At 71.6% G+C, this 24,580-nt stretch carries 23 protein-coding genes; 14 read left to right on the top strand and 9 right to left on the bottom strand.

Annotated elements, in window-relative coordinates; translation table 11 throughout:
• Positions 1-2 precede the first annotated feature (2 nt).
• The 6 genes from D9598_RS11470 to D9598_RS11495 all read left to right on the top strand — a co-directional run bounded on the left by D9598_RS11470 (position 3) and on the right by D9598_RS11495 (position 5,030).
• Positions 3-353: a chaperone modulator CbpM gene (locus tag D9598_RS11470; protein ID WP_198366653.1), complete on the top strand. Its 351-nt coding sequence runs from the start codon at positions 3-5 to the stop codon at positions 351-353.
• Positions 353-1,135, top strand: coding sequence for a YoaK family protein (locus D9598_RS11475; protein ID WP_198366654.1), 783 nt, complete (start codon positions 353-355; stop codon positions 1,133-1,135). The genes D9598_RS11470 and D9598_RS11475 overlap by 1 nt, the downstream gene beginning before the upstream one ends.
• 13 nt (positions 1,136-1,148) lie before the next feature.
• Positions 1,149-1,643: an Lrp/AsnC family transcriptional regulator gene (locus D9598_RS11480; protein WP_304621603.1), complete on the top strand. Its 495-nt coding sequence runs from the start codon at positions 1,149-1,151 to the stop codon at positions 1,641-1,643.
• Between the two features lie 142 nt (positions 1,644-1,785).
• Positions 1,786-2,919 (top strand): acyl-CoA dehydrogenase family protein, encoded by a 1,134-nt coding sequence (locus D9598_RS11485; RefSeq protein WP_198366655.1) that lies wholly within the window; start codon positions 1,786-1,788, stop codon positions 2,917-2,919.
• Between the two features lie 15 nt (positions 2,920-2,934).
• Positions 2,935-4,062, top strand: a complete 1,128-nt coding sequence (locus D9598_RS11490) for an LLM class flavin-dependent oxidoreductase (RefSeq protein WP_198366656.1) — start codon at positions 2,935-2,937, stop codon at positions 4,060-4,062.
• Between the two features lie 14 nt (positions 4,063-4,076).
• Positions 4,077-5,030, top strand: a complete 954-nt coding sequence (locus tag D9598_RS11495; RefSeq protein ID WP_232477143.1) for an ABC transporter substrate-binding protein — start codon at positions 4,077-4,079, stop codon at positions 5,028-5,030.
• Positions 5,031-5,046: 16 nt separating this feature from the next.
• Here D9598_RS11495 and D9598_RS11500 read toward each other — a convergent pair whose 3' ends face one another.
• Complete coding sequence (locus D9598_RS11500) at positions 5,047-6,231, bottom strand: M20 aminoacylase family protein (protein WP_198366658.1); 1,185 nt, start codon at positions 6,229-6,231, stop codon at positions 5,047-5,049.
• Positions 6,232-6,441: 210 nt separating this feature from the next.
• On the opposite strand from D9598_RS11500, the gene D9598_RS11505 reads away from it, so the two are divergent.
• Positions 6,442-7,539, top strand: a complete 1,098-nt coding sequence (locus D9598_RS11505) for an ABC transporter substrate-binding protein (protein ID WP_198366659.1) — start codon at positions 6,442-6,444, stop codon at positions 7,537-7,539.
• 86 nt (positions 7,540-7,625) lie between these two features.
• On the opposite strand, the gene D9598_RS11510 is transcribed toward D9598_RS11505, so the two are convergent.
• Positions 7,626-8,393: an SDR family oxidoreductase gene (locus D9598_RS11510; protein ID WP_198366660.1), complete on the bottom strand. Its 768-nt coding sequence runs from the start codon at positions 8,391-8,393 to the stop codon at positions 7,626-7,628.
• A gap of 15 nt (positions 8,394-8,408) precedes the next feature.
• Positions 8,409-9,098 carry a GntR family transcriptional regulator gene (locus tag D9598_RS11515; protein WP_198366661.1) on the bottom strand — a complete coding sequence of 230 codons (690 nt, stop codon included), beginning with the start codon at positions 9,096-9,098 and terminating at the stop codon, positions 8,409-8,411.
• 118 nt (positions 9,099-9,216) lie between these two features.
• Here D9598_RS11515 and D9598_RS11520 point away from each other — a divergent pair, with 118 nt between their 5' ends.
• From D9598_RS11520 to D9598_RS11540, 5 genes are read left to right on the top strand one after another with little or no spacing between them, the layout of a single operon-like run.
• Positions 9,217-10,455, top strand: coding sequence for an ABC transporter substrate-binding protein (locus D9598_RS11520; RefSeq protein WP_198366662.1), 1,239 nt, complete (start codon positions 9,217-9,219; stop codon positions 10,453-10,455).
• A gap of 58 nt (positions 10,456-10,513) precedes the next feature.
• Entirely contained in the window at positions 10,514-11,389 is an 876-nt protein-coding gene (locus D9598_RS11525; protein WP_198366663.1) for a branched-chain amino acid ABC transporter permease, read from the top strand.
• A gap of 5 nt (positions 11,390-11,394) precedes the next feature.
• On the top strand, positions 11,395-13,902 hold the full coding sequence (locus D9598_RS11530) for a branched-chain amino acid ABC transporter ATP-binding protein/permease (protein WP_198366917.1): 2,508 nt from the start codon (positions 11,395-11,397) through the stop codon (positions 13,900-13,902).
• A gap of 22 nt (positions 13,903-13,924) precedes the next feature.
• Complete coding sequence (locus tag D9598_RS11535; protein WP_198366664.1) at positions 13,925-14,860, top strand: 3-hydroxyacyl-CoA dehydrogenase; 936 nt, start codon at positions 13,925-13,927, stop codon at positions 14,858-14,860.
• A gap of 3 nt (positions 14,861-14,863) precedes the next feature.
• On the top strand, positions 14,864-15,793 hold the full coding sequence (locus tag D9598_RS11540) for a 3-keto-5-aminohexanoate cleavage protein (RefSeq protein WP_198366665.1): 930 nt from the start codon (positions 14,864-14,866) through the stop codon (positions 15,791-15,793).
• A 48-nt stretch (positions 15,794-15,841) separates the two neighbouring features.
• On the opposite strand, the gene D9598_RS11545 is transcribed toward D9598_RS11540, so the two are convergent.
• From D9598_RS11545 to D9598_RS11560, 4 genes are read right to left on the bottom strand one after another with little or no spacing between them, the layout of a single operon-like run.
• Entirely contained in the window at positions 15,842-16,525 is a 684-nt protein-coding gene (locus D9598_RS11545; RefSeq protein WP_198366666.1) for a nitroreductase, read from the bottom strand.
• A 2-nt stretch (positions 16,526-16,527) separates the two neighbouring features.
• On the bottom strand, positions 16,528-17,679 hold the full coding sequence (locus D9598_RS11550) for an acetyl-CoA acetyltransferase (protein WP_198366667.1): 1,152 nt from the start codon (positions 17,677-17,679) through the stop codon (positions 16,528-16,530).
• A complete protein-coding gene (locus D9598_RS11555) occupies positions 17,676-18,110 on the bottom strand; it encodes a Zn-ribbon domain-containing OB-fold protein (RefSeq protein WP_198366668.1) in 435 nt (144 codons plus the stop codon). The genes D9598_RS11550 and D9598_RS11555 overlap by 4 nt, the downstream gene beginning before the upstream one ends.
• 25 nt (positions 18,111-18,135) lie before the next feature.
• Positions 18,136-19,683 (bottom strand): acyl-CoA synthetase, encoded by a 1,548-nt coding sequence (locus D9598_RS11560; protein WP_198366669.1) that lies wholly within the window; start codon positions 19,681-19,683, stop codon positions 18,136-18,138.
• Between the two features lie 212 nt (positions 19,684-19,895).
• Between D9598_RS11560 and D9598_RS11565 the strand changes: the two genes are divergently transcribed.
• Together D9598_RS11565 and D9598_RS11570 are read left to right on the top strand one after the other, a co-directional pair.
• A complete protein-coding gene (locus tag D9598_RS11565) occupies positions 19,896-20,888 on the top strand; it encodes a tripartite tricarboxylate transporter substrate binding protein (protein ID WP_198366670.1) in 993 nt (330 codons plus the stop codon).
• Entirely contained in the window at positions 20,885-22,450 is a 1,566-nt protein-coding gene (locus D9598_RS11570; protein ID WP_198366671.1) for an AMP-binding protein, read from the top strand. The genes D9598_RS11565 and D9598_RS11570 overlap by 4 nt, the downstream gene beginning before the upstream one ends.
• A 46-nt stretch (positions 22,451-22,496) precedes the next feature.
• Here D9598_RS11570 and D9598_RS11575 read toward each other — a convergent pair whose 3' ends face one another.
• Both D9598_RS11575 and D9598_RS11580 read right to left on the bottom strand, forming a co-directional pair.
• Positions 22,497-23,330 carry an SDR family NAD(P)-dependent oxidoreductase gene (locus D9598_RS11575; protein ID WP_198366672.1) on the bottom strand — a complete coding sequence of 278 codons (834 nt, stop codon included), beginning with the start codon at positions 23,328-23,330 and terminating at the stop codon, positions 22,497-22,499.
• Between the two features lie 39 nt (positions 23,331-23,369).
• Positions 23,370-24,530: an acyl-CoA dehydrogenase family protein gene (locus D9598_RS11580; protein WP_232477144.1), complete on the bottom strand. Its 1,161-nt coding sequence runs from the start codon at positions 24,528-24,530 to the stop codon at positions 23,370-23,372.
• Between the last annotated feature and the right edge of the window lie 50 nt (positions 24,531-24,580).

Here is a 24,580-nt window from a genome sequence, read left to right on the forward strand (position 1 = left end):
CGATGATCACCATCGAGACTCTCTGCCACAGTATCCAGGGGCTGCGCGGCGAGGAGGTGGAACTCTGGATCGGCCGCGCTTGGCTGCGCGCCGAGGGCGGCCCCGGCCACTACCGCCTGCGCGAGATCGACGTGGCGCGCGCCCGGCTGATCCACGAGCTTCGCCAGGGCCTGGCCCTGGATGAGGAGGCGATGCCGGTCGTGCTCTCCCTGCTGGACCAGCTCTACAGCGCCCGCCGCCAGATGCGCCGCCTGCGTGCGGCGCTGGACGCGGCCGATGCCGGGACGCGGGACCGCATCCTGGCGGCCCTGCGGATGGCGGAGGCCGGGGCCGAAGGGGCAGGCCCAGGGTGATGGCGGCGGGGCGGGGGGAGGAGCGCCACGCCGCGCGCCCCGGGCCGCGGCTGCTGATCGCCGAGGCGAGCGAGGCGCAGTTCGGCCTGACGCTCACCTTCATCGCCGGCGCCATCAATGCCGGCGGCTTCATGCTGGTCGGGCAGTACACCTCGCACATGTCGGGCAATGTCTCCGCCATGGCGGACCATCTGGCGGTGGGCGGCGTGGCGCTGATGCTGGGCGGGCTCGTGGCGCTGCTCGCCTTCCTCGGCGGCGCGGCCACCGCGGCCCTGCTGGTGAACTGGGGCCGCCGCCGCTTCCGGCGCAATCCCTTCGCCGCGCCGCTGCTGCTGGAGGTCGCGCTGCTCGCCGCCTTCGGCCTGCTGGGCGCCTGGGCGCAGAGCGAGCGCGTGGCGATCCCCGCCGTGCCGTTGCTCTGCTTCCTGATGGGGCTGCAGAACGCCACCATCACCAAGATCTCCGGCGCGCGCATCCGCACCACCCATGTGACCGGCATCGTCACCGATATCGGCATCGAGCTCGGCAAGCTGGTCTACTGGAACCGCGACCGCCGGACGCCGGACCGCCCCTTCATCCGCGCCGACCGGGCCAAGCTGCGCCTGCTCCTGGGGCTGCTGGCCAGCTTCTTCGGCGGCGGGGTGGCGGGGGCGCTCAGCTTCGGCCATCTCGGCTTCGTCTCCTGCGTGCCGCTGGCCTGCATCCTGCTCCTGCTGGCCAATGCCGTGGTGCGCCCGGACCTCTCCCCGGCGGCGCTGCGACGGCATCAGGCCCAGGGCTGAGGACCATCCTCCGATGTTGATGGACGAAATCGACCAGAAGCTCCTGGCGCTGCTGCAGCAGGACGCCACCCTGCCGATCGCGCAACTGGCCGACCGGGTGGGCCTGTCGCCGACGCCCTGCTGGAAGCGCATCCAGAAACTCGAGGCGGCGGGCGTGCTGACCGGGCGGGTGGGCCTGGTGGCGCCGGACAAGGTGGGCCTCGGCCTCTCGGTCTTCGTGGCCATCGAGGCGGGCGATCACTCCCCGGAATGGCTGGAGCGCTTCGCCACGCTGGTGCGGCAGATCCCCGAGATCATGGAGGTCTACCGCATGGCCGGCGAGGTCGACTACATGCTGCGGGTGACCGTGCCCGACATGGCCGCCTTCGACAGGCTCTACAAGCGCCTGATCGCCAGCGTCCCGCTGCGCAACGTCACCTCGCGCTTCGCCATGGAGCGGATCAAGCACACCACCGCCCTGCCGCTGGAGGCCGGTGCCTTCCGCCGGCGCGGCGGCGATGAGGGATAGATTTCCTCGGCGGGCCGCCTTCGGGGAATAATCATCTCCCTGCGCCGCAGAATTCGAAAATAGCGCCTATTTATCGGTAAATACAGCGCGCCTACCTTCCGATCTCGCGTCTCGCCCCGCCCTATCGGAAGGTTCCGCTCGCATGGATGGCCTGTCCTATCGTCCCGACAGCCTCGAGACCCTGGCGCAGGCCTTCGCCAGGGGAGCGGCGGCGCATGACCGGGAGGGCAGCTTTCCGCACGAGAACTTCGCCGCGCTCCACAAGGCCGGCCTGCTGGGAATGACCGTCCGTCCGCAGGAGGGTGGCGAGGGCGCCGGGCTGCCGCGTGCCGTCGCGGTGGTGCGCGCCATCGGTCGCGGCTGCCCGGCCACGGCCCTGGTGCTGGCCATGCAGTTCATCCAGCATCAGGCGATCGCCCGCAGTGCCGGCTGGCCGGAGCATCTGCGCGTCCTGCTCGGGCGCGGCGCGGTCGAGCGCGGCGAACTGGTCAATGCGCTGCGGGTCGAGCCCGAGCTCGGCACGCCGGCACGCGGCGGCCTGCCCGCCACCACCCTGCGCCGCACCCCCGAGGGCTGGCGGCTCAACGGCCGCAAGATCTACTCGACCGGCGCGCCGGCGCTGTCCTGGATGCTGGTCTGGTGCCGCACCGAGGAGGCCGAGCCGCGCACCGGCATCGCGCTGGTTCCGGCCGGCGCCGCCGGGCTGCGCATCGAGGAGAGCTGGGATCAGGCGGGGTTGCGGGCCTCCGGCAGCCACGATGTGGTCTTCGAGGAGGTGCTGCTGCCCCTCGACCATGCCATCGACTTCCGTCCGCCCGCCGCCTGGGGCCGCCCGGATGCCGAGCAGGTCGCCTGGAACACCCTGCTGATCGCGGCGCTCTATACCGGCGTGGCGCAGGCCGCGCGCGACTGGCTGCTCGACTTCCTGCGCCAGCGCGCGCCGGCCAGCCTGGGCGCGCCGCTCGCCACGCTGCCCCGCATGCAGGAGGCGGTCGGCCGGATCGAGGCGCTGCTGCTGGCCAATGACCGGCTGGTGGCCGATGCCGCCCGGCGCGAGAGCATGGCCGTGTCCGATTACGGCCTGATCAAGACCCTGGCGGCGGAGAACGCCATCGCCGTGGTGCAGCAGGCCGTGGCGCTCTGCGGCAATCACGCGCTGGCCCGTGCCAACCCGTTGGAGCGGCATCTGCGTGATGTGCTGTGCGCCCGCATCCATACGCCGCAACCCGACAGTGCCTGGCTCGCCGCCGGGCGGGCCGCCCTCGGGCTGGCCTGACAGAGGAGATCCGCCATGACCCAGACCGACCCGAACCCGACGGGCGCCCTTGAATTCATCGGCATGATCCAGCCGCGCGAGCAGTCGGAGATCCATCCGGCGCAGGGCGAGGCGATCGATCCCGCCTATCTCCTGGCCTCGGCGCGCGCGCATGACGAGGCGGGCTTCGACCGCATGCTGATCGGCTGGTACAGCAACGGCCCGGACGGGCTGGAACTGGCCTCCTGGCTGGCGGCGCAGACCCGGAAGGTGGGCTTCCTGGTGGCGCACCGGCCCGGCTTCCAGGCGCCCAGCACCGCCGCCCGCGCCTTCGCCACCCTGGACCAGCTCAGCGGCGGCCGTGCCGCCATCCATGTCATCTCCGGCGGCGACGATGCCGACCAGGCGCGCGACGGCGACTGGCTGGACAAGGATTCCCGCTACGCCCGCACGGATGAGTACGTCTCGATCCTGAAGTCGATCTGGACGGCACGGCAGCCGGTCGATCACGAGGGCGCGTATTATCGCATCAAGGGGGCCTCGCCCGAGGTCCGGACGGTCCGCCGCCCGCACATCCCGGTCTATTTCGGCGGTGCCTCGGAAGCGGCGCTGCGCGTCGCCGGCCGGCATGCCGATGTCTATGCGCTCTGGGGCGAGACGCAGGCCCAGGTGCGCGAGATCGTGACGCGGGTGCGCGCCGAGGCGGCGAAGCATGGGCGGCAGGTGCGCTTCAGCCTGTCCTTCCGCCCGATCCTGGCGGAGACGGAGGAGGCCGCCTGGGCCAAGGCGGAGCGTATCCTGGCCGAGGTGCGGCGGGTGCGCGGCGCGGCGGCGCTGGGCCCGGCGAACGGCCAGCCGCAGAACGCCGGCTCGCAGCGCCTGCTGGCCGCGGCCGCTCTAGGCGACCGGCCGGAGGGGCGGCTCTACACCGCCATCGCGCGGGAGACCGGCGCGCGCGGCAACACCACCGCCCTGGTCGGCACGCCCGAGCAGGTGGCCGAGGCCTTCCTCGAATACCACGCGCTGGGCGTGACCACCTTCCTGATCCGCGGCTTCGACCCGCTGGAGGACGCGGTGGAGTATGGCCGCTCCCTGCTGCCGGCCACGCGCCGGCTGGTCGCGGAGCGGCTGGCCCGCCAGCAGCAGGGCGTGGCCGCCGAATGATCCGCCGCCGCAGCTTGATCCTTTCCGGTGCCGCGCTGGGCGCGGGGCTTTCCACGGGCCTGGGCGCGCCGCGCCTCCTGCGGGCGCAGACGCCCCTGCGGGTTGGCGACCAGCGCGGCAATGCCCGCGCCGTGATGGAAGCGGCGGGGGTGCTGAAGGGCGTCGAGGAGCGCTTCGCCTGGAGCGAGTTCCCCGCCGCCGCTCCGCTGGTCGAGGCGCTGAATGCCGGCGCCATCGACACCGGGCTGGTGGGCGATGCCCCCTTCACCTTCGGCGCCGCCGCCGGGGTGCCGGCCAAGGCCATCGCCGCCACGCGGGAGAACCGCGAGGGGTTGGCCATCGTGGTGCCGAAGGACAGCCCGGTCCGCTCCCTCGATGATCTGAAGGGCAGGAAGATCGCCACGGGGCGCGGCTCCATCGGCCATCAGCTGGTGCTGGCGGCGCTGGAGGAGGCCGGACTTGGCACCGACGCGGTGGAGCTGGTCTTCCTGCTGCCGGCCGATGCCAAGGCGGCCTATGCGCGTGGCGCCGTCGATGCCTGGTCCACCTGGGAGCCCTATGTCAGCCAGGAGGAGGTGCTGGCCGGCGGCCGGCGCGTGGTGCATGGCGGCCAGCTGACGCCGGGCCTGTCCTTCCAGGCGGCGCGGGACGACGCCATCGCGGCGCGGCGCGACGATCTGGCCGAGTTCGTCCGCCGCCTGGCGCAGGCCCGGGCCTGGGCCAATGCCAATATCCCGGCCTATGCCCGGTCCTGGTCGGCGCTGATGAACATTCCGCAGCCGGTGGCCGAGCACTGGTTCGCCCGCGCGCGCACCCGCGTCGTGCCGATCGACGACAGCGTGGCGGCGGACGAGCAGCGCAACATCGACCTCTACACCCGCGCCCGGCTGGTGCGGCGGCGCATCGCGGCGGCCGATCTGCTGGACGCCTCCTTCACCGAGGCGATCCGCGCCGGCAACGCGGCCTGAGCGGGCCGGCGGGGGCTCAGGCCAGCTCCCGCCGCGCCAGCGTCACCCAATAGGCGGCGCCATGGATCAGGGCGGCGTCGTTGAAGTCGTAGAGCGGCGTGTGCACGGGGCGCAGGACGCCATCCGGGCTGGTGCCGTTGCCGGTCATCATGAAGGCGCCGGGCCTGCGCTGCAGCATGTAGGCGAAGTCCTCGGCGGCGGTGATCGGCGCCGCCTCGCGCCGCACCGCGGCCTCCCCGGCCAGGGCGGCGGCGGCATCGGCGGCGCGCGCCGCTTCCGCCGCGGAATTGACCAGCACCGGATACTCGGCCTCGAAGCGGATGGTCGCGGTGCAGCCCTGCGCCAGGGCGGCGGCCTCGGCCAGTTCGCGCAGCCGGCGCTCCAGGATGTCGCGCACCTCTGACCGGAAGGTCCGCGCCGTGCCGCCCAGCACCACGCTGGCGGGGATCACGTTCGGCGCCGCCGGCGTGCCGGCCGAGATGTAGCCGGCGCTGATCACCGCCGCCTCCAGCGCCGGGATGTTGCGCCCGATGGCGGCCTGCAGCGTCAGCAGGAACTGCGCCTGGGCCAGGGTGGGGTCGGTCGCGCGGTGCGGCATGGCGCCGTGCCCGCCGGTGCCCCGGAACTCCACCGCCCAGCTGTCCATCGCGGCGAGCATCGGCCCCGCGCGCGTGGCGAAATGCCCGACCGGCAGGCCCGGCTCGTTGTGCAGGCCGAAGACGGCGTCGCAGGGAAAGCGGTCGAACAGACCCTGCTCGACCATGGCGCGGCCGCCGCCGAGATTCTCCTCGGCCGGCTGGAAGATGACGTGCAGCGTGCCGCCGAAATCCGGATTCTCCGCCAGGTGGCGGGCGGCCGCCAGCAGCATGGCGGTGTGCCCGTCATGGCCGCAGGCATGCATCATCCCGTCCCGCTCCGAGGCATAGGGCAGGCCGGTGGCCTCGTGGATCGGCAGGGCGTCCATGTCGGCCCGCAGCGCGATGGCGCCTTGCCCAGGCCGGCGGCCGCGCAGCGTGCCGACGATGCCGGTGCCGGCCAGGCCGGTCGTCACCTCGAACCCCCAGTCGCGCAGCCTGCCGGCGACGATGCCGGCGGTGCGATGCTCCTGGAAGCCGAGTTCGGGATGGCGGTGCAGGTCCTGGCGCAGCGCGATGAATTCGGCTTCGTGACGCCTCAGCGCGTCGAGCAGGGCATTGTCCATGGGGGTCCGTCGGTCTTCGCTGGCGATCTGAATGGCCGGCATCGTCGCCCCCGCCACGCGGGGCTGTCAAACCGGCGGCGTGGCTTGTGCGCCGCGGGCGCGCGGCTATGGTCGCGGGGCAGGAACATGATGGAAGGGCAGGGTATGGCGGCTGGATGCGCGGGCGGGACGGGATTGTCGCGGCGCCGGCTGCTGAGCGGCGCGGCGGGCATGGCCATCCCCCTCCTGGCATCGCCGCTTCTGGCCACGCCCCGGCTGGCGCGGGCCGAGGCGCCGGTGCGGGCCCGCGACCTGCTGGGGCGGGAAGTGGCGCTGCCGCGCCCGGCGCGCCGGGTGGTGCTGGGGCAGGGGCGGCACCTGGCGGTGCTCAATCTCCTGCATCCCGATCCCGCCAGCCTGGTCGTCGCCTGGAGCGAGGACATGCGGCGTGGCGAGGCCCGAGAATACGCCAAGTACCGGCAGCGCTTCCCCGCGCTCGACCAGTTGCCGAACCTCGGCCAGAACCTGGGCGGCGCCTCGCTGGAGATGATCCTGGCGGCGCGGCCGGACCTCGTGCTGCTGAGCCGCCGCAACCTGATGGCACTGGGCGAGGCCGGGGCGCAGGGTCTGCTGCGGAGTCTGGAAACCGCCGGCATTCCGGCCGCCGTCATCGACTTCTTCATCGCGCCGCTGCGCGACACGGAGCCGAGCCTCGAGACACTCGGCACGCTGATCGGCCGCGAGGCCCAGGCCCAGGCGCTGCTGGCCTTCCATCGCGGCCGCATGCAGGCGGTCCGGACCGTGCTCGCCGGAGCCGCGTCGCGGCCCTCGGTTTTCATGCACGTCCATGCGGGCGGCACGGATTGCTGCTACTCGCCCGGGCGCGGGGTCTTCGACGACCTGATCCAGGCGGCCGGCGGGCGGAACATCGGCGCCGAGACCCTGCCGGCGGAGACCGGGCAGCTCAACCTCGAAGCCGTGCTGGCGCGCAATCCGGATGTCTATGTGGCCACGGGCGGGCCCTTCGGGGGGCGCGGCGGGGTCAGCCTCGGCGTGGGCGTCGAGGCGGCGGCGGCGCGCGCCAGCCTGGAGGAGGTCATCCGCCGCCAGAACCTGGGCAGCCTGCCGGCGGTGCAGGGTGGGCGGGCGCATGCGCTGTGGCACGGCTTCAATGATTCGCCGACCCATGTCATCGCCGTGGAAGCCATGGCCCGCTGGTTCCATCCGCAGGCCGCGGCGGCGCTTGATCCGGCGGCCAGCCAGGCCGTGCTGAACGAGCGCTTCGCCACGGTCCCTATGGAGGGGACCTACTGGACCGACATGGCCTGAGGGGGCGCGGCCTGAGGGGACGCGCCGGCGCCAGGCCAAGGCAGCGGGCCACAAGCTGCATAAGATATATTATGTAAAATTCCTTTTCAGGACAGCATGCGCGTATCGCCGTCGATGCTGATCGCCTGGCCGGAGATGGTCCGCCCGCGCGGGCTGGCCAGGAAGAGGATCTGGTCCGCCAGCTGTCGCGGCGTGACATAGTCCTTGATGGAGGTGAAGGAGAAGGCAAGCCGCTCCATCTCCGCGAAGCTGATGCCCTTCTGCTGCGCCTTGGCCTCCAGCACGCGCCGTTGCCGGTCCCCGGCGACCAGCCCCGGCAGGATGGCGTTCACCCGGATGCCGTCATCGCCCAGCTCGATGGCGAGCGACTTGGTCAGCCCGATCACGCCCCATTTGGCGGCCGCGTAGGGCGCGCGCAGCGCGAAGCCATGCCGGCCGGCGGCCGAGGAGAGGTTGACGATGCTGGCATTGCCCGAGCGGCGCAGATGCGGGATGGCCAGCCGGGCGCAATTGAACTGGCTGGTCAGGCAGACCTCCAGGCAGCGGTCCCAGTCCTCCGGGTTGATCTCCTCCAGCCGCCCGGTCGGCCCGGCGATGCCGGCGTTGTTCACCAGCACGTCGAGCCCGCCGAGCTGCGCCAGCGCCGCCTCGAACAGCGCCGCCACCTCGCGCCGGTCGGCCACATCGGCGCGGCGATGGCCGATGCCGGCCGGCAGCGTCGCCAGCCCCGCCTCGTCCAGGTCGCAGGTGAAGACCTTCGCGCCCTCTTCCGCGAAGGCCTCGGCGACGGCGCGGCCGATCCCCGCCGCCCCCGCCGTGACCAGCACGCGCAGCCCCTCGATGCCCAGATCCATGATGCCGTTCCTCCTTCAGCCGGGCGGTAGGCCGCCCTTGTCGATGATGAACTCCGCGGCGCGGACGATGTCCTCGGCGATGGCGGCACGCGCCGCCCCGGCATCGCCGCGCCGGATGGCCGCCAGCGCCTCGGCATGGCATCGCGCCGCATGACCGGCGGTCAGCCGGTCGCGCGAGTGGCGCAGGTCGAGGTTGATCACCGGCCCCGCCTTGAGCCACAGACCGCCGATCACCTCCAGAAGGGTCGGCAGGCCTGCCGCGGCATAGACGGCGAAGTGGAAGTCGCGGTTCAGCGCCACCACCCGCCCGGTCTCCGGCGCCGAGCGGTCCAGCCGCGCCGCCGCCTCCGCCGCCGTGATCGCCTCCAGGGCGCGCGCATCGCACCGCTCCGCCGCCAACCCCGCCGCCCAGCCCTCGATGCCGGCCCGCACCTGGGCCAGCTCCTGGAACTGGCCACGCGTCAGGCGCGGCACCTGAACGGCGCGGTTCGGCGCCACCTCCAGCGCCCGGTCGGCGATCAACCGGCTGACCGCCTCCCGCACCGGCATGACCGAGACGCCCAGCGCCTCCGACAGGTCGCGCAGCGACAGCCGCTCGCCGGGCGCGACCCGGCCTGAGATCAGCAGCTCGCGCAGATGCGCATAGGCGGCCTCCGCCAGGGTACGGCGCTCGAGCACGGGCAGGCTGGCGATGGCGTGGTTCACGGATTCTCTCTGGACAAGCCGGCGGCGATGGGCAAGCCTTGCTGTGATCACAGATCACGATCCGTGATCGGTCAAGAAGCGGGATCACAGAATTCCGCCACGGAGAGGAACCGAGAGAATGACCGAACTCCCCCGCGTGACGCGGCGCGGTGCCCTGCTCGGCGCCGCCGCCCTGCTGGGCGCCCCCGCCATCTCCCGGGCGCAGTCCGACACGCTGCGCTTCGGCCACCTGACACCGCGCACCGGCTTCCTCGGGCCGCTTGGCGAGTTCGCCGTGCAGGCGGCGACGCTGGCGATGGACGAGGTCAATGCCGGCGGCGGCATCAACGGCCGCAAGCTGGAGATCAGCTTCGAGGACAGCGTCAATCCGCAGACCGCCAATTCCAAGGCGGAGCGCTACATCCAGCGTGACGGGATCCGCTACATCCTGGGCGAGATCAACTCCGCCTCGGCGCTCGCCATCGGCCAGGTCGTGCAGCGCGAAGGCGCCATGTTCATCAACACCGGCGCCAATTCCGACGCGCTCCGCAGCACCGACTGCCGCCGCAACATGTTCCACATCGAGGGCCAGAACTCGATGTACGTGAAGGCGGTCGGCCGCGCCCTGATGGAGAAGGGGCTGATCCGCGACAAGAAGGCCTATGCCCTGACCGCCGACTACGCCTTCGGCCACGACCTGCTGAAGGTCGCCAAGCGCTTCCTCGGCGAGAATGGTGGCACCATCGCCAATGAGGACCTGATCCCGACCGACCTGACGGACTTCTCGCCCTTCCTGCTGAAGCTGCGCCGGGCGCGGCCGGATGTGGTGGTGGCGAACCTCGCCGGCGCGCAGATCACCAACTTCCTGAAGCAGTATTCCGAGTTCGGCCTCGCCATGCCGGTGGCCGGCTTCGGCTTCGACACGGCGCTGGCCTGGGGCGCGGGATCGGGCAACTTCCTCGGCACCTGGCCGACCATGTGGCACCACCGGCTGGAGAACGCGGCGGCGAAGAAGTTCACCGCCGACTTCCGCGGCCGCTTCGGCCGGCCACCGGAGAACCAGGCCTGGGGCGACTACAACGCCGTGAAGATCCTGGCGCAGTCGATGAACGAGCTGAAGAGCAACGACGTCGCCAAGGTCGTCGAGCATCTGCAGAAGGGCGCCAGGTTCAATGTGCTGAAGGACCGCGAGAGCTACTTCCGCGCGCGCGACAACCAGATCATGACGGAGATGTACGCGATCTCCGCCCTGCCCCCCGCCGAGCAGAAGGACCGCTTCGACATCTTCACCTCCTCGCCGCCGATCCCGGGGCCGGGCGAGAGCCTGGAGGCGATCGCCTCCACGCCGGACGAGGCGAGCTGCACCTTCCCCAGCTGATGCCGAGGCGCCGGGCCCTCCCGGCGCCGTTCCCCGTCGCGTCGCAGGAGCCCTTCCCTTGGAATTCTTCGATCTGCTGGAGCAGGTCCTCAACGGCCTGCTGATCGGCGCCTACTACCTGCTGATCGCCCTCGGCCTCTCGCTGATCTTCAGCCTGGGCGGCATCGTCAACCTGGCGCATGGCGCCTTCTACGCCATCGGCGCCTATCTGACCGTGGCGCTGGCGCCGAGCCTCGGCTTCGGCGGCGCCTTCATCGCCGTGCCGGTGCTCGTGGCGTTGCTGGGCCTGGTGATCGAGCGCTTCCTCCTGCGGCGCTTCTACCGGGCGGACCCGGTGCTCTCCCTGCTGCTCACCTTCGGCCTGGCGATGGTGGCGGAGCAGACGCTGCGCATGGTCTTCGGCGCGGCGCCGATCCCCTTCTCCATCCCGGCCGCGCTGCGCGGCCAGGTGGAGGTGGGCGACTTCATCTATTCGCGCTACCGGCTGATGATCCTGGGCGTGGCGGCGCTCTGCGTGCTCGGCCTCTGGCTGCTGCTACGCAAGACCCATTTCGGCCGCGTGGTGCGGGCCGGCGTGCAGAACCCCGACATGGTGGGCGCGCTCGGCATCTCGCTCCGTCCCTACATGTCGGCCGTGGTGATGATCGCGGTCGGGCTCGCGGCGCTGGCCGGCGTCATGCTGGCGCCGGTGCTCGGCGTGCATCCGGCTATGGGCGCCGAGGTGCTGACCTTCGCCTTCGTCGTCGTGGTCATCGGCGGCCTCGGTTCCTTCTGGGGCGTGGTGGTCGCCGCCATCATCGTCGGCGTGGTGCGCGGCATCGCCGCCTATGCCTTCCCGCCGGCCACCGAGGCCTCGATCTACCTCCTCATGCTGCTCGTCCTGCTGCTGCGCCCGCGCGGCCTGTTCGGCGAACGCATCGCGAAGTTCGAGTGAGCATCATGACCCGCGACATCCGCCCGCTGCTGATCGCCCTCGCGGCGCTGATCATCCTGCCCTTCCTGCTGCCGGCGCTCGGCCTGACCCTGGTCTCGGCCACCGATGTGGCGATCTTCGCCATCGCGGCCATGGGGCTGAACATCCTGGTCGGCCATACCGGCCTGGTCTCCTTCGGCCATGGCGCCTGGTTCGGCATCGGCGCCTACGCGGCCGGCATCCTGCAGCGCAGCCTCTTCCCGGGCGACATGCTGCTCCCCGGCCTCGGCGCCGTGCTGGTGGTGGCCGCCCTGGCCTGCCTCGCCGGCCTGCTGATCCTGCGCCGCCGCGGCGTCTACTTCTCCCTGCTGACCCTCGCGCTGACGGCGATGCTCTTCACCATCGCCTTCCGCTGGACCTCGCTCACCGGCGGCGAGAACGGCTTCGGCGGCATCACCCGCTACGCCGTGCTCGACAGCGCGGCCCTCTACTACACCGCCGTCGCCGCCATCGGCCTCGGCGTGGTCTATCTCCTCTGGCGCTTCCACAGCGCGCCGGTCGGCACCGTGCTCGTCGCCATCCGCGAGAACGAGCAGCGGGCCCGCTTCCTGGGCTACGATACCGACCGCTACAAGCTGCTGGCCTTCACCCTCTCGGCCAGCGTCACCGGCCTGGCCGGCGTGCTCGCCGCCTTCAACCACCGCTTCGCCTCCGCCGAGCCCATCGCCATCGCCTTCTCGGGCGAGATGCTGGCCATGGTCGTCATCGGCGGCATGCGCAGCTTTCTCGGGCCCGCCCTGGGCGCCCTCTTCTACATCCTGTTCCGCGAGTTCCTCTCGATCTACACGGCGAACTGGCTGCTGGTCTTCGGCCTGCTCTTCGTCGGCTTCATCGTCTTCTCGCCGAACGGGCTGGTCGGTGTCGGCCGGCGCCTCCTCGCGCCCTTCCGCCGCAAGGAGGTCGAGGACGCGGCCATGTCGGCGCGGCGCACCGTCGATCCCTCCCCCGTGCCGAACCGGTTCGTCCGGCCCGGCGTGGCGCAGGGGCCGGTGCTGCGCGTCGAGGGGCTGGAGAAGAGCTTCGGCCGCATCCACGCCGTGCGCGGCGTCGGCTTCGAGATGGCCGACCGCACGCTGCATGCCCTGATCGGCCCGAACGGCGCCGGCAAGACCACCGCCTTCAACCTGATCTCCGGCATGTTCCCGCCCGACAAGGGCCGGGTGATGCTGGACCAGCGCGACATCACCGGCTTCGAGCCGCAGCGCATCACCCGCGCCGGCATCGGCCGCTCCTTCCAGATCACCAACCTCTTCCCCGGCCTCAGCATCGAGGAGAATCTCCGCCTCGCCATCCAGGCGCGGCACGCGGCCCGCTTCGGCCTCTGGCACGATGCCCGCGAATACGACGACATGAACGACGACACGGCGACGCTGCTGCGCTGGATGGGCCTGGCCGGCATCGAGAAGGCCGAGGCCGGCGCCCTCTCCTATGGCGGGCAGCGGCTGGTGGACATGGCGGTGGCCGTCGCCACCCGCCCGCGCCTGCTGCTGCTCGACGAGCCGCTGGCCGGCCTGGCCACCGCCGAGCGCGCCCGCGTCGGCGAGCTGATCAAGCGCATCTCGGCCGATATCCCGGTGCTGCTGGTCGAGCACGACATCGACCGCGTCTTCGCCCTGGCCGACCGCGTGACGGTGATGAACGACGGCGAGGTGCTGGTGGACGGCACGGTCGAGGATGCCCGCACCGATCAGCGGGTGCAGGCGGTCTATCTCGGCTCCGGCACCAGCGCCATCGCGGCGCGGCCGCGCACCTCCTCGGCGCGGCCCGAGGATCTGCTGCGGCTCGAGGGCATCAACACCTTCTATGGCAAGAGCCACATCCTGCAGGGCGTGGACCTCGCCGTGAAGCAGGGCGAGATCCTGGCGCTCCTCGGCCGCAACGGCGCCGGCAAGTCCACCCTGCTGAAGAGCATCATGGGCATCGCCCGGCCCGCCAGCGGCAGCATGACCCTGGCCGGCGAGGAGATCGCGGGCCTGCCAGCCGACCGCATCGCCCGGCGCGGCATCGGCTTCGTGCCCCAGGGGCGTGGCCTCTTCGCCGGCATGTCGGTGGCCGAGAACCTGGCGCTCGGCCGGCTGAAGCGGCTGACCGGCGCCGGCGAGCACTGGTCGGAGGAGCGGGTGCTGGAAGCCTTCCCGCGCCTCAGGCAGCGCTGGCGCACCCCGGCCGACGCCCTGTCCGGCGGCGAGCAGCAGATGGTCGCGGTCGCGCGCGCGCTGTCCGGCGACACGCGCCTGCTGCTGCTCGACGAGCCCTTCGAGGGGCTCTCCCCCGCCGTCACGGAGGAGCTGTTCGAAGCCTTCGACAGGCTGCGCAAGGACATCTCCATCATCATCGTCGACCACAACCTCGACCTCGCCCTGGCGCTGTCGGACAGCACCGTGGCGCTGGAGCGCGGCGCGGTGACCTGGCGCGGCGAATCCCGCCTGCTGCGGGACGATCTGGACCTGCGGCGCAAGGTCCTCTGGCTCTGATGCGCCCCTCAAGGATCACCGCATGACATCCGAGACCCGCAAGGTCGCCATCATCGGCGCCGGCCTGATCGGCCGCGCCTGGGCGATGATCTTCGCCCGCGCCGGCTGGCGCATCGCCCTGCACGACCCCGCACCGGGCGTGGCCGGGAGCGCCCTTGGCCTTTGCGCGGAAGGCCTCCGGGACCTCGCCGCGCAGGGCCTCTGTGACGATCCGGCCGGCGCCGCCGCGCGCATCACGGCCAGCCCGGATCTCGCGGCGGCGCTGGAGGGGGCCAGCTTCGCGCAGGAGAACGGGCCGGAGGACCTCGCCGTCAAGCAGCGGCTCTTCGCCGAAATGGACCGGCTGGCGCCGCCCGAGGCCATCCTGGCCTCCTCCTCCTCGGCGATCCGCGTCTCGCTCTTCGCCGCCGGGCTGGCGGGGCGGTCGCGCTGCCTGATCGGCCATCCGGTCAATCCGCCGCACCTGATCCCGCTGGTGGAACTGTCCGGCGCCGAATGGACCGCCCCCGAGACCCTCCTGCGGGCCCGCGCCATCTATGCCGGGATCGGCCAGGTGCCCATCACGGTGCTGAAGGAGGTGGAGGGCTTCATCCTCAACCGCCTGCAGGGCGCGCTGCTGGCCGAGGCCTTCCGTCTGGTCTCCGGGGGCTATGTCACGCCGGAGGATCTGGACCACACGGTGAAGGACGGTCTCGGCCTGCGGTGGTCCTTCATGGGGCCCTTCGAGACCATCGAGCTGAACGCACCGGGCGGCATCCCGGACTATTGCGCCCGCTACACCGGCTTCTACAAACGGCTGGCAGCCGAGCCGGCGGGCCCCGAGGTCTATGGCGAGGAGGCGACGGCGCGCATCCTGTCGCACTGGCCGGCCGAGGGCGACCTGCCGGCGAAGATGCGCTGGCGCGACCAGCGGCTGGCCGCGCTGCGCGCGCACAAGAGGACCCAGGAGGAGAACTGATCCATGGCGACGAAGCGGAAAGTCATCATCACCTGCGCCGTGACGGGCGCCATCCACACCCCGAGCATGTCGCCGCACCTGCCGGTCACCGCCGAGCAGATCGCCGATGCCGCCATCGGGGCCGCCGAGGCGGGCGCGGCCATCGTGCACCTGCATGCGCGCAACCCTGAGGATGGCCGGCCGGACCAGACGCCGGAAGGCTTCACCCCCTTCCTCAAGGTGATCAAGCAACGCACCGACGCGGTGGTGAACATCACCACCGGCGGCGCGCCGACCATGACCATCGAGGAGCGCGTGCGCCCGGCCGCCACGCACAAGCCGGAGGTCGCCAGCCTCAACATGGGCAGCATGAACTTCGGCCTCTTCGGGATGCTGAACCGGTTCAAGGAGTTCAAGCACCAGTGGGAGAAGGACTACCTCTCCGACAAGGGCATCATCTTCCGCAACAGCTTCGCCGACATCGAGTACATCCTGACGACCTGCCGCGAGAACGGCACGCGCTTCGAGTTCGAATGCTACGACACCGCGCATCTCTATAACCTGAAATACTTCTTCGACCAGGGCATCGTCACCGGTCCGCTGTTCATCCAGACCGTCTTCGGCCTGCAGGGCGGCATCGGCGCGCATGAGGAGGACGTGCTGCACATGAAGCGCACGGCCGACCGCCTGTTCGGCGACAACTACAAGTGGTCGGTGCTCGGCGCCGGGCGGAACCAGCTCCCGATCGCGGCCATGGCGGCGGCCATGGGGGGCAATGTCCGCGTCGGGCTGGAGGACAGCCTCTGGGGCGGACCGGGGCGCCTCGCCGAGAGCAATGCCGAACAGGTGCGGCTGGCCCGGCAGATCATCGAGGGGCTGGGACTGGAGGTGGCCTCGCCGGACGAGGCGCGCGAGATCCTGGCGCTGAAGGGCGGCGACAAGGTCGCCTTCTGAGCCCGCGCGCCGGCGGGCGGAGGGGAAGAGGCCTTCCCCTCCCGCCTTTCAGCGATCGTGGAAGGTCACGAAGCCGTCCACCGGCTCGCGCTCCGAGCGCAGCCGGTTGGCCGGTTCAGCAGGGTCCTCGAAGCCCAGCGCCATGCCGCAGACGACGATCTCGCTCTCCGGGATGCCGAGCTCCCGCCGCAGGATGTCCGGGTAGTTGGCGATGGCGGCCTGCGGGCAGGTCTCCAGCCCGTGCGCCCGGGCGGCGATCATGATGTTCTGCAGGAACATGCCGTAGTCGAGCCAGCTGCCCTGCTCCATATCGGCATCGATGGTGAAGACCAGCCCCACCGGCGCGCCGAAGAAGCTGAAGTTGCGCCCGACCTGCCGCGCGCCGGCTTCGTGATCGCCGCGCTTCACCCCTGTCAGTTCATAGAGTTGCCAGCCGAGCTTGCGGCGCCGCTCGAGGTAGGGCGAGCGCCAGGTGACCGGGTAGTATTCATATTCCCGGCGGCTCGCCTCGCCCGCCGCATGGGCGGCGCCCATGGCCGCGGTCAGCCGCGCCAGGGCGGCGCCGGTCACGGCGTGCAGCTTCCAGGGCTGGATGTTGCTGCCGCTCGGCGCCCGGCTGGCCACCGCCAGGATGCGCCGCAGGACCTCCGTCGGCACCGGGCGCGGCAGGAAGCCGCGGATGCTGCGGCGGCCCGTGATGGCCGCCTCGATCGCCGCCTGGCCGCCCGCCATCCTCAGGGCCGCTCCCGCCCCAGGATCACGGTGCCGCTGGCCGAGAACATGCCCCCCACCCCGTGACAGACGGAGACCTTCACGTCCGGCACCTGGGCCGGCGCCTGCCCGCGCACCTGCCGCACGCTCTCCTGCAGGGCGAACATGCCGTACATGCCGGTATGGGTGTAGGAGAGGCCGCCGCCATTGGTGTTCATGGGCAGCCTGCCGCCGGGCGCGGTGTGGCGGGCCTCGATGAAGGCCCCCGCCTCCCCTCGCCCGACGAAGCCCAGATCCTCCAGCCCGTAGAGCGGCAGATGGGCGAAGGCGTCGTAGATCATCAGGTGATCGACATCGGCGTGGCGGATGCCGGCGGCCTGGAAGGCGGTCGGCCCGGCGACGCGGAAGGCGCGGGAGGAGGTGAAGTCCTCCATCTGGCTGATCATGTTGGTCTCGACGCTCTCGCCCGTGCCGAGGAGATAGGCCGGCGGCTGGGGGAAATCGCGCGCACGGTCGGCCGAGGTCAGGATCAGCGCGCCGCCGCCATCCGTCACCAGGCAGCATTGCAGCAGCCGGAAGGGATAGGCGATCATGCGGCTGTTCAGCACGTCATCCACGGTGATCGGCTCGCGCTGCGCCGCGCGCGGATTCCGCCCCGCCCATTCCCGCTGCACGACCGCGACCATGGCGAGCTGCTCATGCGTCACGCCATAGGTCTTCATGTAGCGCAGCACGGGAATGGGGAAGAGCGTCGGCGGGCCGAAGGGGCCATAGGGCGCCTCGAACTGGCCGTTCAGGCTCTGCGGCTCCGGCGGGCGCGGCGTGGCGTTGATGCGCGACTTGCCGCTCTCGCCATGGGTGATCAGCACCGTCCGGCAATAGCCGGCGGCGATGGCGGCGGCGGCGTGGCGGACATGCAGCATGAAGGAGCAGCCGCCGACGCTGGTGCCGTCCACCCATTTCGGCGTGATGCCGAGGTAGTGCGCGATCTGTTGCGTCATCATCGCGCCGGTGCAGGCCACGCCGTCGATGTCGGCGGGCTTCAGCCCGGCATCGGCCAGGGCGTTCAGCGCCGCATCGGCGTGCAGCATGATCTGCGACATCTCGGGCACGGCGCCGATGCGGGTGCTTTCCGCCGCGCCGACGATGGCGATGGAGCCCGGGGCGATGCTCATGCCCGCTCTCCCCTGTCTGACCCCTGGGCCGGGCGGAACAGCGGCAGGCTGATCTCGTCGTCCATCGGGGTGAAGGCCACCTCCAGCTCCATGTCGAGCTGCAGCGCCTCGGGCGTCTGCGGGCAGTCGACGATATTGGTCATCATGCGCGGCCCTTCCTCCAGCTCGACCACGGCGATGGCATAGGGCGGCTCGAAGCCCGGCACCTTGCGGTGATGGATGACATAGCTGTGCAGGGTGGCGCGGCCGCTGGCGGCGAAGACCGCGACCTCGCGCGAGCCGCAGCCGGGGCAGAAGGGGCGCGGCGGGAAATAGACCTTCTCGCAGGCGGTGCAACGTTGCAGGCGCAGCTCGCCGGCGCGCGCGCCCTCCCAGAAGTGCTGCGTCTCGGGTGTCGGTTCGGGGCGCGGGCGGCCCGCTGGCAGGCTCATGCGGTGTCGTCTCCTCGGTATGGGTTCAGGGCGCGGCGCGGTAGCGCTCCTTCAGGATGCGGCGCAGCAGCTTGCCGGTCTCGCTGCGCGGCAACTCCTCGACGAAGTCCACTTGGCGCGGGCATTTCGGGCCGGCCAGCCGGTCGCGGCAGAAGGCGATGATCCGTTCCTCCAGGGCCGGCCCGGCCTCCACGCCGTCGGCCGCGCGGATGATGGCGCGCACCGTCTCGCCGAACTCCGCATGCGGCACGCCGATCACCGCCGCCTCGGCCACCGCCGGATGCTGCACCAGCACCTGCTCGATCTCCCAGGGATAGATGTTCACGCCGCCGGAGAGGACGAGATCGGCCCGCCGGTCGCTGAGATAGAGGAAGCCCTCCTCGTCGACGGAGCCCACATCGCCATAGGTGCCCCGCCCCTCCGCGTCATAGGCCGCGGCGGTCTTCTCCGGCGCGTTGTGGTAGTGGAAGCGCGGGGCGCCGGGGGTGAGCGGCGAGAACCAGATGCCACCCACCTCGCCGGGCGGCAATTCCCGCCCCGCCTCGTCCAGGATGTGCAGGCGGCATTCCAGCGGCCGCCCGACCGAGCCCGGATGCGCCAGCCAGTCCCGGCTGTCGATGACGGTGCCGCCGATGCCCTCCGAGCCCGCGTAGTACTCGACCAGGATCGGGCCCCACCACGCGATCATCGCCTGCTTCACATCGCGCGGGCAGGGCGCGGCGGCATGGATGGCGACGCGATGGCTCGAGAGATCGTGGCGGTTCCGCACCTCCTCCGGCAGGGCCAGCAGGCGGATGAACATGGTCGGCACCCACTGGCTATGGGTGACGCGGTGCCGCTCGATCAGTGCCAGGGCCTTCCCGGCATCGAACTTCCGCATCACCACGGCGGTGCCGCCGAGGTCGATGGCGCGCGTGGTGTAGCGATGCGGCGCCGCGTGATAGAGCGGCGCGGGGGAGAGGTAGACGGTGTCGCGGTCGAAGCCGTAGCTGGCGAGCCAGCCGGGCGTCCAGTCGGGCGCCTCGCGCCGCTCCGGCGGCAGCAGGTCGCGGCGGATGCCCTTGGGCAGGCCGGTGGTGCCCGAGGAATAGAGGAACTCCCGCCCCACGGGGCGCTCCGGCAGCGCCGCCGGGCCGGGATAGGCCAGGAGCGCCGCCTCCAGGCTTTCATAGCCCGCCAGCCCCGTGCCGGTCGCGTAGCGCAGCCGCTCGCCCAGGGCGCCCTCCGACTGCAGCGCCTGCGCCAGCTCCGCCATGGCCGGGCTGGTGATGAGCAGCTTCGCGTCGCTGTCCGCCAGCATGTAGGCCACTTCCGGCACGCGGAGATGGGTGCTGAGCGGGGTGTAGTAGAGGCCGGCGCGGCGCGCGGCATAGGCCAGTTCCAGGAAGGCGGGGCCGTTCTCCAGCAGCAGGGCGATGCCGTCCCCCGGCCGCAGGCCGAGGCCGATCAGCCATTGCGCGATGCGGTTGGACCGCTGGTCCAGCTCGGCGAAGCTCAGGGCGGTGCCGTCATCCGGGAAGTATGCCGCCACCTTCTCGGGCTGCTGCCCGGCCCATCGCGCCAGATGCGCCATCCTCGGACCACTCCCCTGCCTCATGGACGTCGCGCGGCTGTCCTGCCGCTTGCGGCCAGCCTGGAGCATCCGGGGGGAAGCCGTCAATGTCCGCCCAGCAATCTTTCCGGATCGCACAGCGAAATTGACACCAGGGCCGAGCCTATCGCAGGCTCCCCCGCGGCGGCCCCGAAGAGGGCTCGGACAGGGACTGGCGGGAGCGAACAAGGACGATGACCCTTTCAAATCTTGGACGGCGGCCCCTGCTGGCCGGCCTCGCCGGCGCGCTGGCGGCGCCCGCCCTACCGCGCCCGGCCAGGGCGGCGGCCGACTATCCCGGCACCCAGCCGGTCAGCATCCTGGTGCCCTATGCGCCCGGCGGCGCGCCGGATGTGCTGGGGCAGGTGCTCACGCAGGGCCTGCACCGGCGGCTCGGCGGCAATTTCGTGCTCGACCACAGGCCCGGCGCCTCCACCACCCTCGCCGCGCGTCTGGCGGCGCGGGCCAGGCCGGACGGCTATACGCTGCTGATGGGCACGGTGGTCACCTTCACGACCGCGCCCTACGCCCTGCGCGATCCGGGCTTCGACGCGGTGAAGGACTTCGCCCACATCACGATGATCTCGGACACGCTCTTCCTGCTGGTGGCCAATCCCCGCTGGTCCAGCCTGGAGGAGCTGCTGGCGGCGGCGCGGCAGCGGCCGGGGCGGCTGTCCTTCGCGACCTGGGGCGTGGGCACCACGGCGCATCTGATGATGGTGGATCTGATGGCGCGCACCGGCACGGAGTTGCTGCACGTGCCCTACAGCGGCTCGCCGCCCGCGCTGACCGACACCATCGCCGGCCGGGCCGATCTGATGTTCTCCACCTTCGCCCCGGCGCGGCCGCATGTCGAGGCAGGCCGGCTGCGGGCGCTGGCCATCCCCTCGCCGCAGCGCAACCCCGTTCTGCCGGAGGTGCCGACCCTCGAGGAGCTGGGGCAGAAGGATTTCGTCAGCAGCGGCTGGTTCACCCTCTCGGCGCCGGCGGGCACGCCGCCCGGCATCCGCTCCAGCCTGGAGAAGGCGGCGGTGGAGGCCTTCGCCGCGCCCGAGGCCCGCGCGCGGCTGGACAGCCTCGGCCTGGTGCCCGCCGCGCCGGGGCCGGAGGCGCTGATGACCCGCCTGACCCGCGAGGCCGCGCTGAACCAGCGGCTGATCCAGGCCGCCGGGATCCAGCCCGAATGAGCGGCGCGATGGCGCAGGCCGGTGTCACCATCGCCCATCTCGCCCTGCTGGGCCTGCGGCGCCATCTGGAACGGCCGGCCTTCGCGCAGGATGGGCAGGTCTGGTCGCGCCGGCACGTGGCGGACGGCATCAGCGCCATGGCCCGCGCCCTGCTGCGCCTCGGGCTGCGGCGGGGGGACGGCGTCTCGGCCCTGATGGCCAACCGGCCGGAGGTGTTCATGGTCCGCACCGCCGCGCAGCTCATCGGCTGCCGCTACACGGCACTGAACCGCCTCGCCGGCCCGGCCGACCTCGCCCATATCCTGCGCGACGCCGAGATCCGCCTGCTGGTGCACGACCCGGCGGAGGCGGAGCGCGCCCATGCGGCGACGGAGGCGGCGGGATGCCCGCTGGTGCTGTCGCTCGGCGGCGGCGAGGGGCGGCGGCGCGACCTGCAGGCGGCGGCGGCGGAAGAATCGGGCGATGATCTCGACCCTGTCGGCGACGACGAGGATCTCGGCCAGCTCAGCTATACCGGCGGCACCACGGGTCAGCCCAAGGGCGTGATGCTGCCGCACCGCGCCCTGGTGCAATGCGCGACGATGATGCTGGCCGAATACGACTGGCCCGCCGTGCCGCGCATGCTGCTGGCGACGCCGCTGAGTCACGCGGCGGGCTCGCTGGTGATCCCGGTGCTGCTGCGCGGCGGCACCGTGCACGTACTGGGCGGCTTCGAGCCGGAACCCTATCTCCGCCGCATCGGGGAGCAGGGCATCAACTGCGGCTTCGGCGTGCCCACCATGATCCGCGCCCTGCTGGCCGAGCCCAGACTCTCGCGCGCCCGCACGCGCGGGCTGGAGACCTTCATCTACGGCGCGGCGCCCATCGCCCCCGCCACGCTGCTGGAGGCGATGGAGCGGATCGGCCCCGTGTTCATGCAGCTCTACGGCCAGACGGAGGCGCCCAACACCGTCTGCCTGCTGCGCCGGGCGGAGCACGACCCGGCGCGGCCGGCGCTGCTCTCCTCCTGCGGCCAGCCGATGGCCGGCGTCGATGTGCGGCTGCTGGCGGAGGACGGCACGCCCGTGCCGCGCGGCGAGCCGGGCGAGATCTGCGTGCGCGGCCGGCTGGTCATGCGCGGCTACTGGAAGCGGCCGACGGAGACGGAGGAGACCCTGCGCGGCGGCTGGCTGCACACCGGCGATATCGCGCGCGAGGACGAGGGCGGGTACCTGCACATCGTCGACCGGCGCAAGGACATGATCATCTCCGGCGGCTTCAACGTCTATCCGCGCGAGGTGGAGGATGCGCTGGCGACCCACCCGGACGTGGCGGCGGCGGCGGTGATCGGCGTGCCGGATGCGCGCTGGGGCGAGCGGGTGCAGGCCTTCGTGGTGCCGCGCGATGGCCGGCGGCCGGACGAGGCGGCGCTGGCCGAGCATGTGCGCGCCCTGAAGGGCCCGGTGCAGGCGCCCAAGTCCGTGGTGCTGATCGACGCCCTGCCCACCACGCCGATCGGCAAGATCGACAAGAAGGCGCTGCGCGCGGGCTTCTGGCGGGAGGGGGCGCGCCAGGTGCACTGACGCGCCGCCCGCCCGCCGGTGGGGCTTCAGCCCATCTGCGGCGCGGTCACGGCCGCCCGCCCGCCACGACCAGGGTCTGCCCCGTGACGTAGTTCGATTCCGGGATGCAGAAGAGATAGACCGAGCCCGCCGCCTCCTCCGGCCGCCCGCCGCGGCCGAGCGGGATGGTGGCCTCGGCGGTCTTCAGCGCCTCGGGCCGCACGCCCACCTTGATCTCGCGCCCCTCGATGTCGATCGTCGCGCCGGAATTGGCCACCGCCTCGGTCAGCCGCGTCATGATCAGCCCGAAGGCGACAGCGTTGACGTTGACCTTGTAGCGCCCCCATTCCTTGGCCATGGCCCGCGTCATGCCGGCGATGCCGGCCTTGGCGGCGGAGTAGTTGGCCTGCCCTGCATTGCCGAAGACGCCGGAGGTGGAGGAGATGTTCACCACCTTGCGGAACACCTCGCGCCCCTCGGCCGCCTCCGCCTTCGCCGCCTCGCGGATGAAGCCGGAGGCCGCGCGCAGGATGCGGAAGGGCGCCGTCATGTGCACGTCGATGATGGCGTACCACTGCTCGTCCGTCATCTTCTGGATGACGTTGTCCCAGGTGTAGCCGGCATTGTTGACGATGATGTCGATGCCGCCGAAGCTGTCCAGCGCGGCGCGGACGAAGCGCTCGCCGAAATCGGCCTCCGTCACGCTGCCGTTGCAGGCCACCGCCTCGCCGCCCAGCGCGCGGATCGCGGCCAGCGTCTCCTCCGCCGGCCCGGCATCGAGGTCGTTGATCACCAGCCGCGCGCCCTCGGAGGCGAGCTTGAGCGCGATCTCCCGGCCGATGCCCCGGCCCGAGCCGGTCACCAGCGCCACCTTGCCGTCGAGCTTACCCTGTGCGGCCATGTCGTCTCCCCTTCCCTCTGCTGCCCTTTGCCGCGCGCTTCACAGCGTGCGCGCGATGATTTCCTTCATGATCTCGGAACTGCCGCCGTAGATCCGCGCCACGCGCGCATCGGCCCAGGCGCGGCCGATGGCATAGTCGCTGGTGAAGCCGTAGCCGCCGTGCACCTGCAGGAACTCGTCGAGCAGGCGGTTCTGCATCTCGGAGGCGACCAGCTTGGCGTTCGCCGCCAGCTCGACCGAGAGCGCGCCCTGGAGGTGCAGCCCGAGGCAGTGATCGACGAAGACGCGCAGCATGGTGGCCTGGGCCTTGGCGTCGGCCAGGCGGAAGCGGGTGTTCTGGAAATCGAAGACGGTGCCGCCGAAGGCCTCGCGCTGCTTCGCGTAATCCACCGTCTCGGCCAGCATCGCCTCGATCGAGGCGGCGGAGCGGATGGCGATGATCAGCCGCTCCTGCGGCAGGTTGTGGATCAGGTAGCGGAAGCCCTGCCCTTCCTCGCCGAGCCGGTTCTCCACCGGCACGCGCACCTCGTCGAAGAACAGCTCCGAGGTGTCCTGCGCGTGCAGGCCGATCTTCTCGAGATTGCGGCCCTTGGAGAAGCCCGGCGTGCCCTCCTCGACGCAGATCAGGCTGATGCCCTTGCGGCCCGCGGCGGGATCGGTCTTGGCGACGACGATGACGAGGCCGCCATTCTGCCCGTTGGTGATGAAGGTCTTCTGGCCGCTGATGACGTAATGCTCGCCCTCGCGCCGCGCCGTGGTGCGCACGGCCTTGAGGTCGCTGCCCATGCCCGGCTCGGTCATGGCGATGGCGCCGATCAGCTCGCCGCGCGCCATGCGCGGCAGCCAGTCGCGCTTGCGCGCCTCGGTCGCGTAGGCCAGCAGATAGGGCGCGACGATATCGGAATGCAGCGGGAAGCCGACGCCGCTGGCATTGGTGCGGGCGATCTCCTCGATCAGCACGGCGGAGTAGCCGAAATCGGCGCCCGCCCCGCCGAACTCCTCCGGCATGCCCGGGCAGAGCAGGCCCTGGGCGCCGGCCTGGCGCCAGACCTCGCGCGGCACCTGGCCGTCGCGCTCCCATTGCCGGTGGTGGGGCACGATCTGCTTCTCGAAGAAACGGCGCACCTGGTCGCGGAACAGCTCGTGCTCGGCGCTCAGCACCGTGCGGCCGCCCGCGGCGGCCCCTGCTGGCATGTCCATCTCGGGCCTCCCTGAATGTTCCGGGGAGACTAGGCACGGGAAGATGTCTT

It is taken from the genome of Roseomonas sp. KE0001 (genome assembly GCF_016107285.1).
In the GTDB taxonomy this organism is placed as follows: Bacteria; Pseudomonadota; Alphaproteobacteria; order Acetobacterales; family Acetobacteraceae; genus Pseudoroseomonas.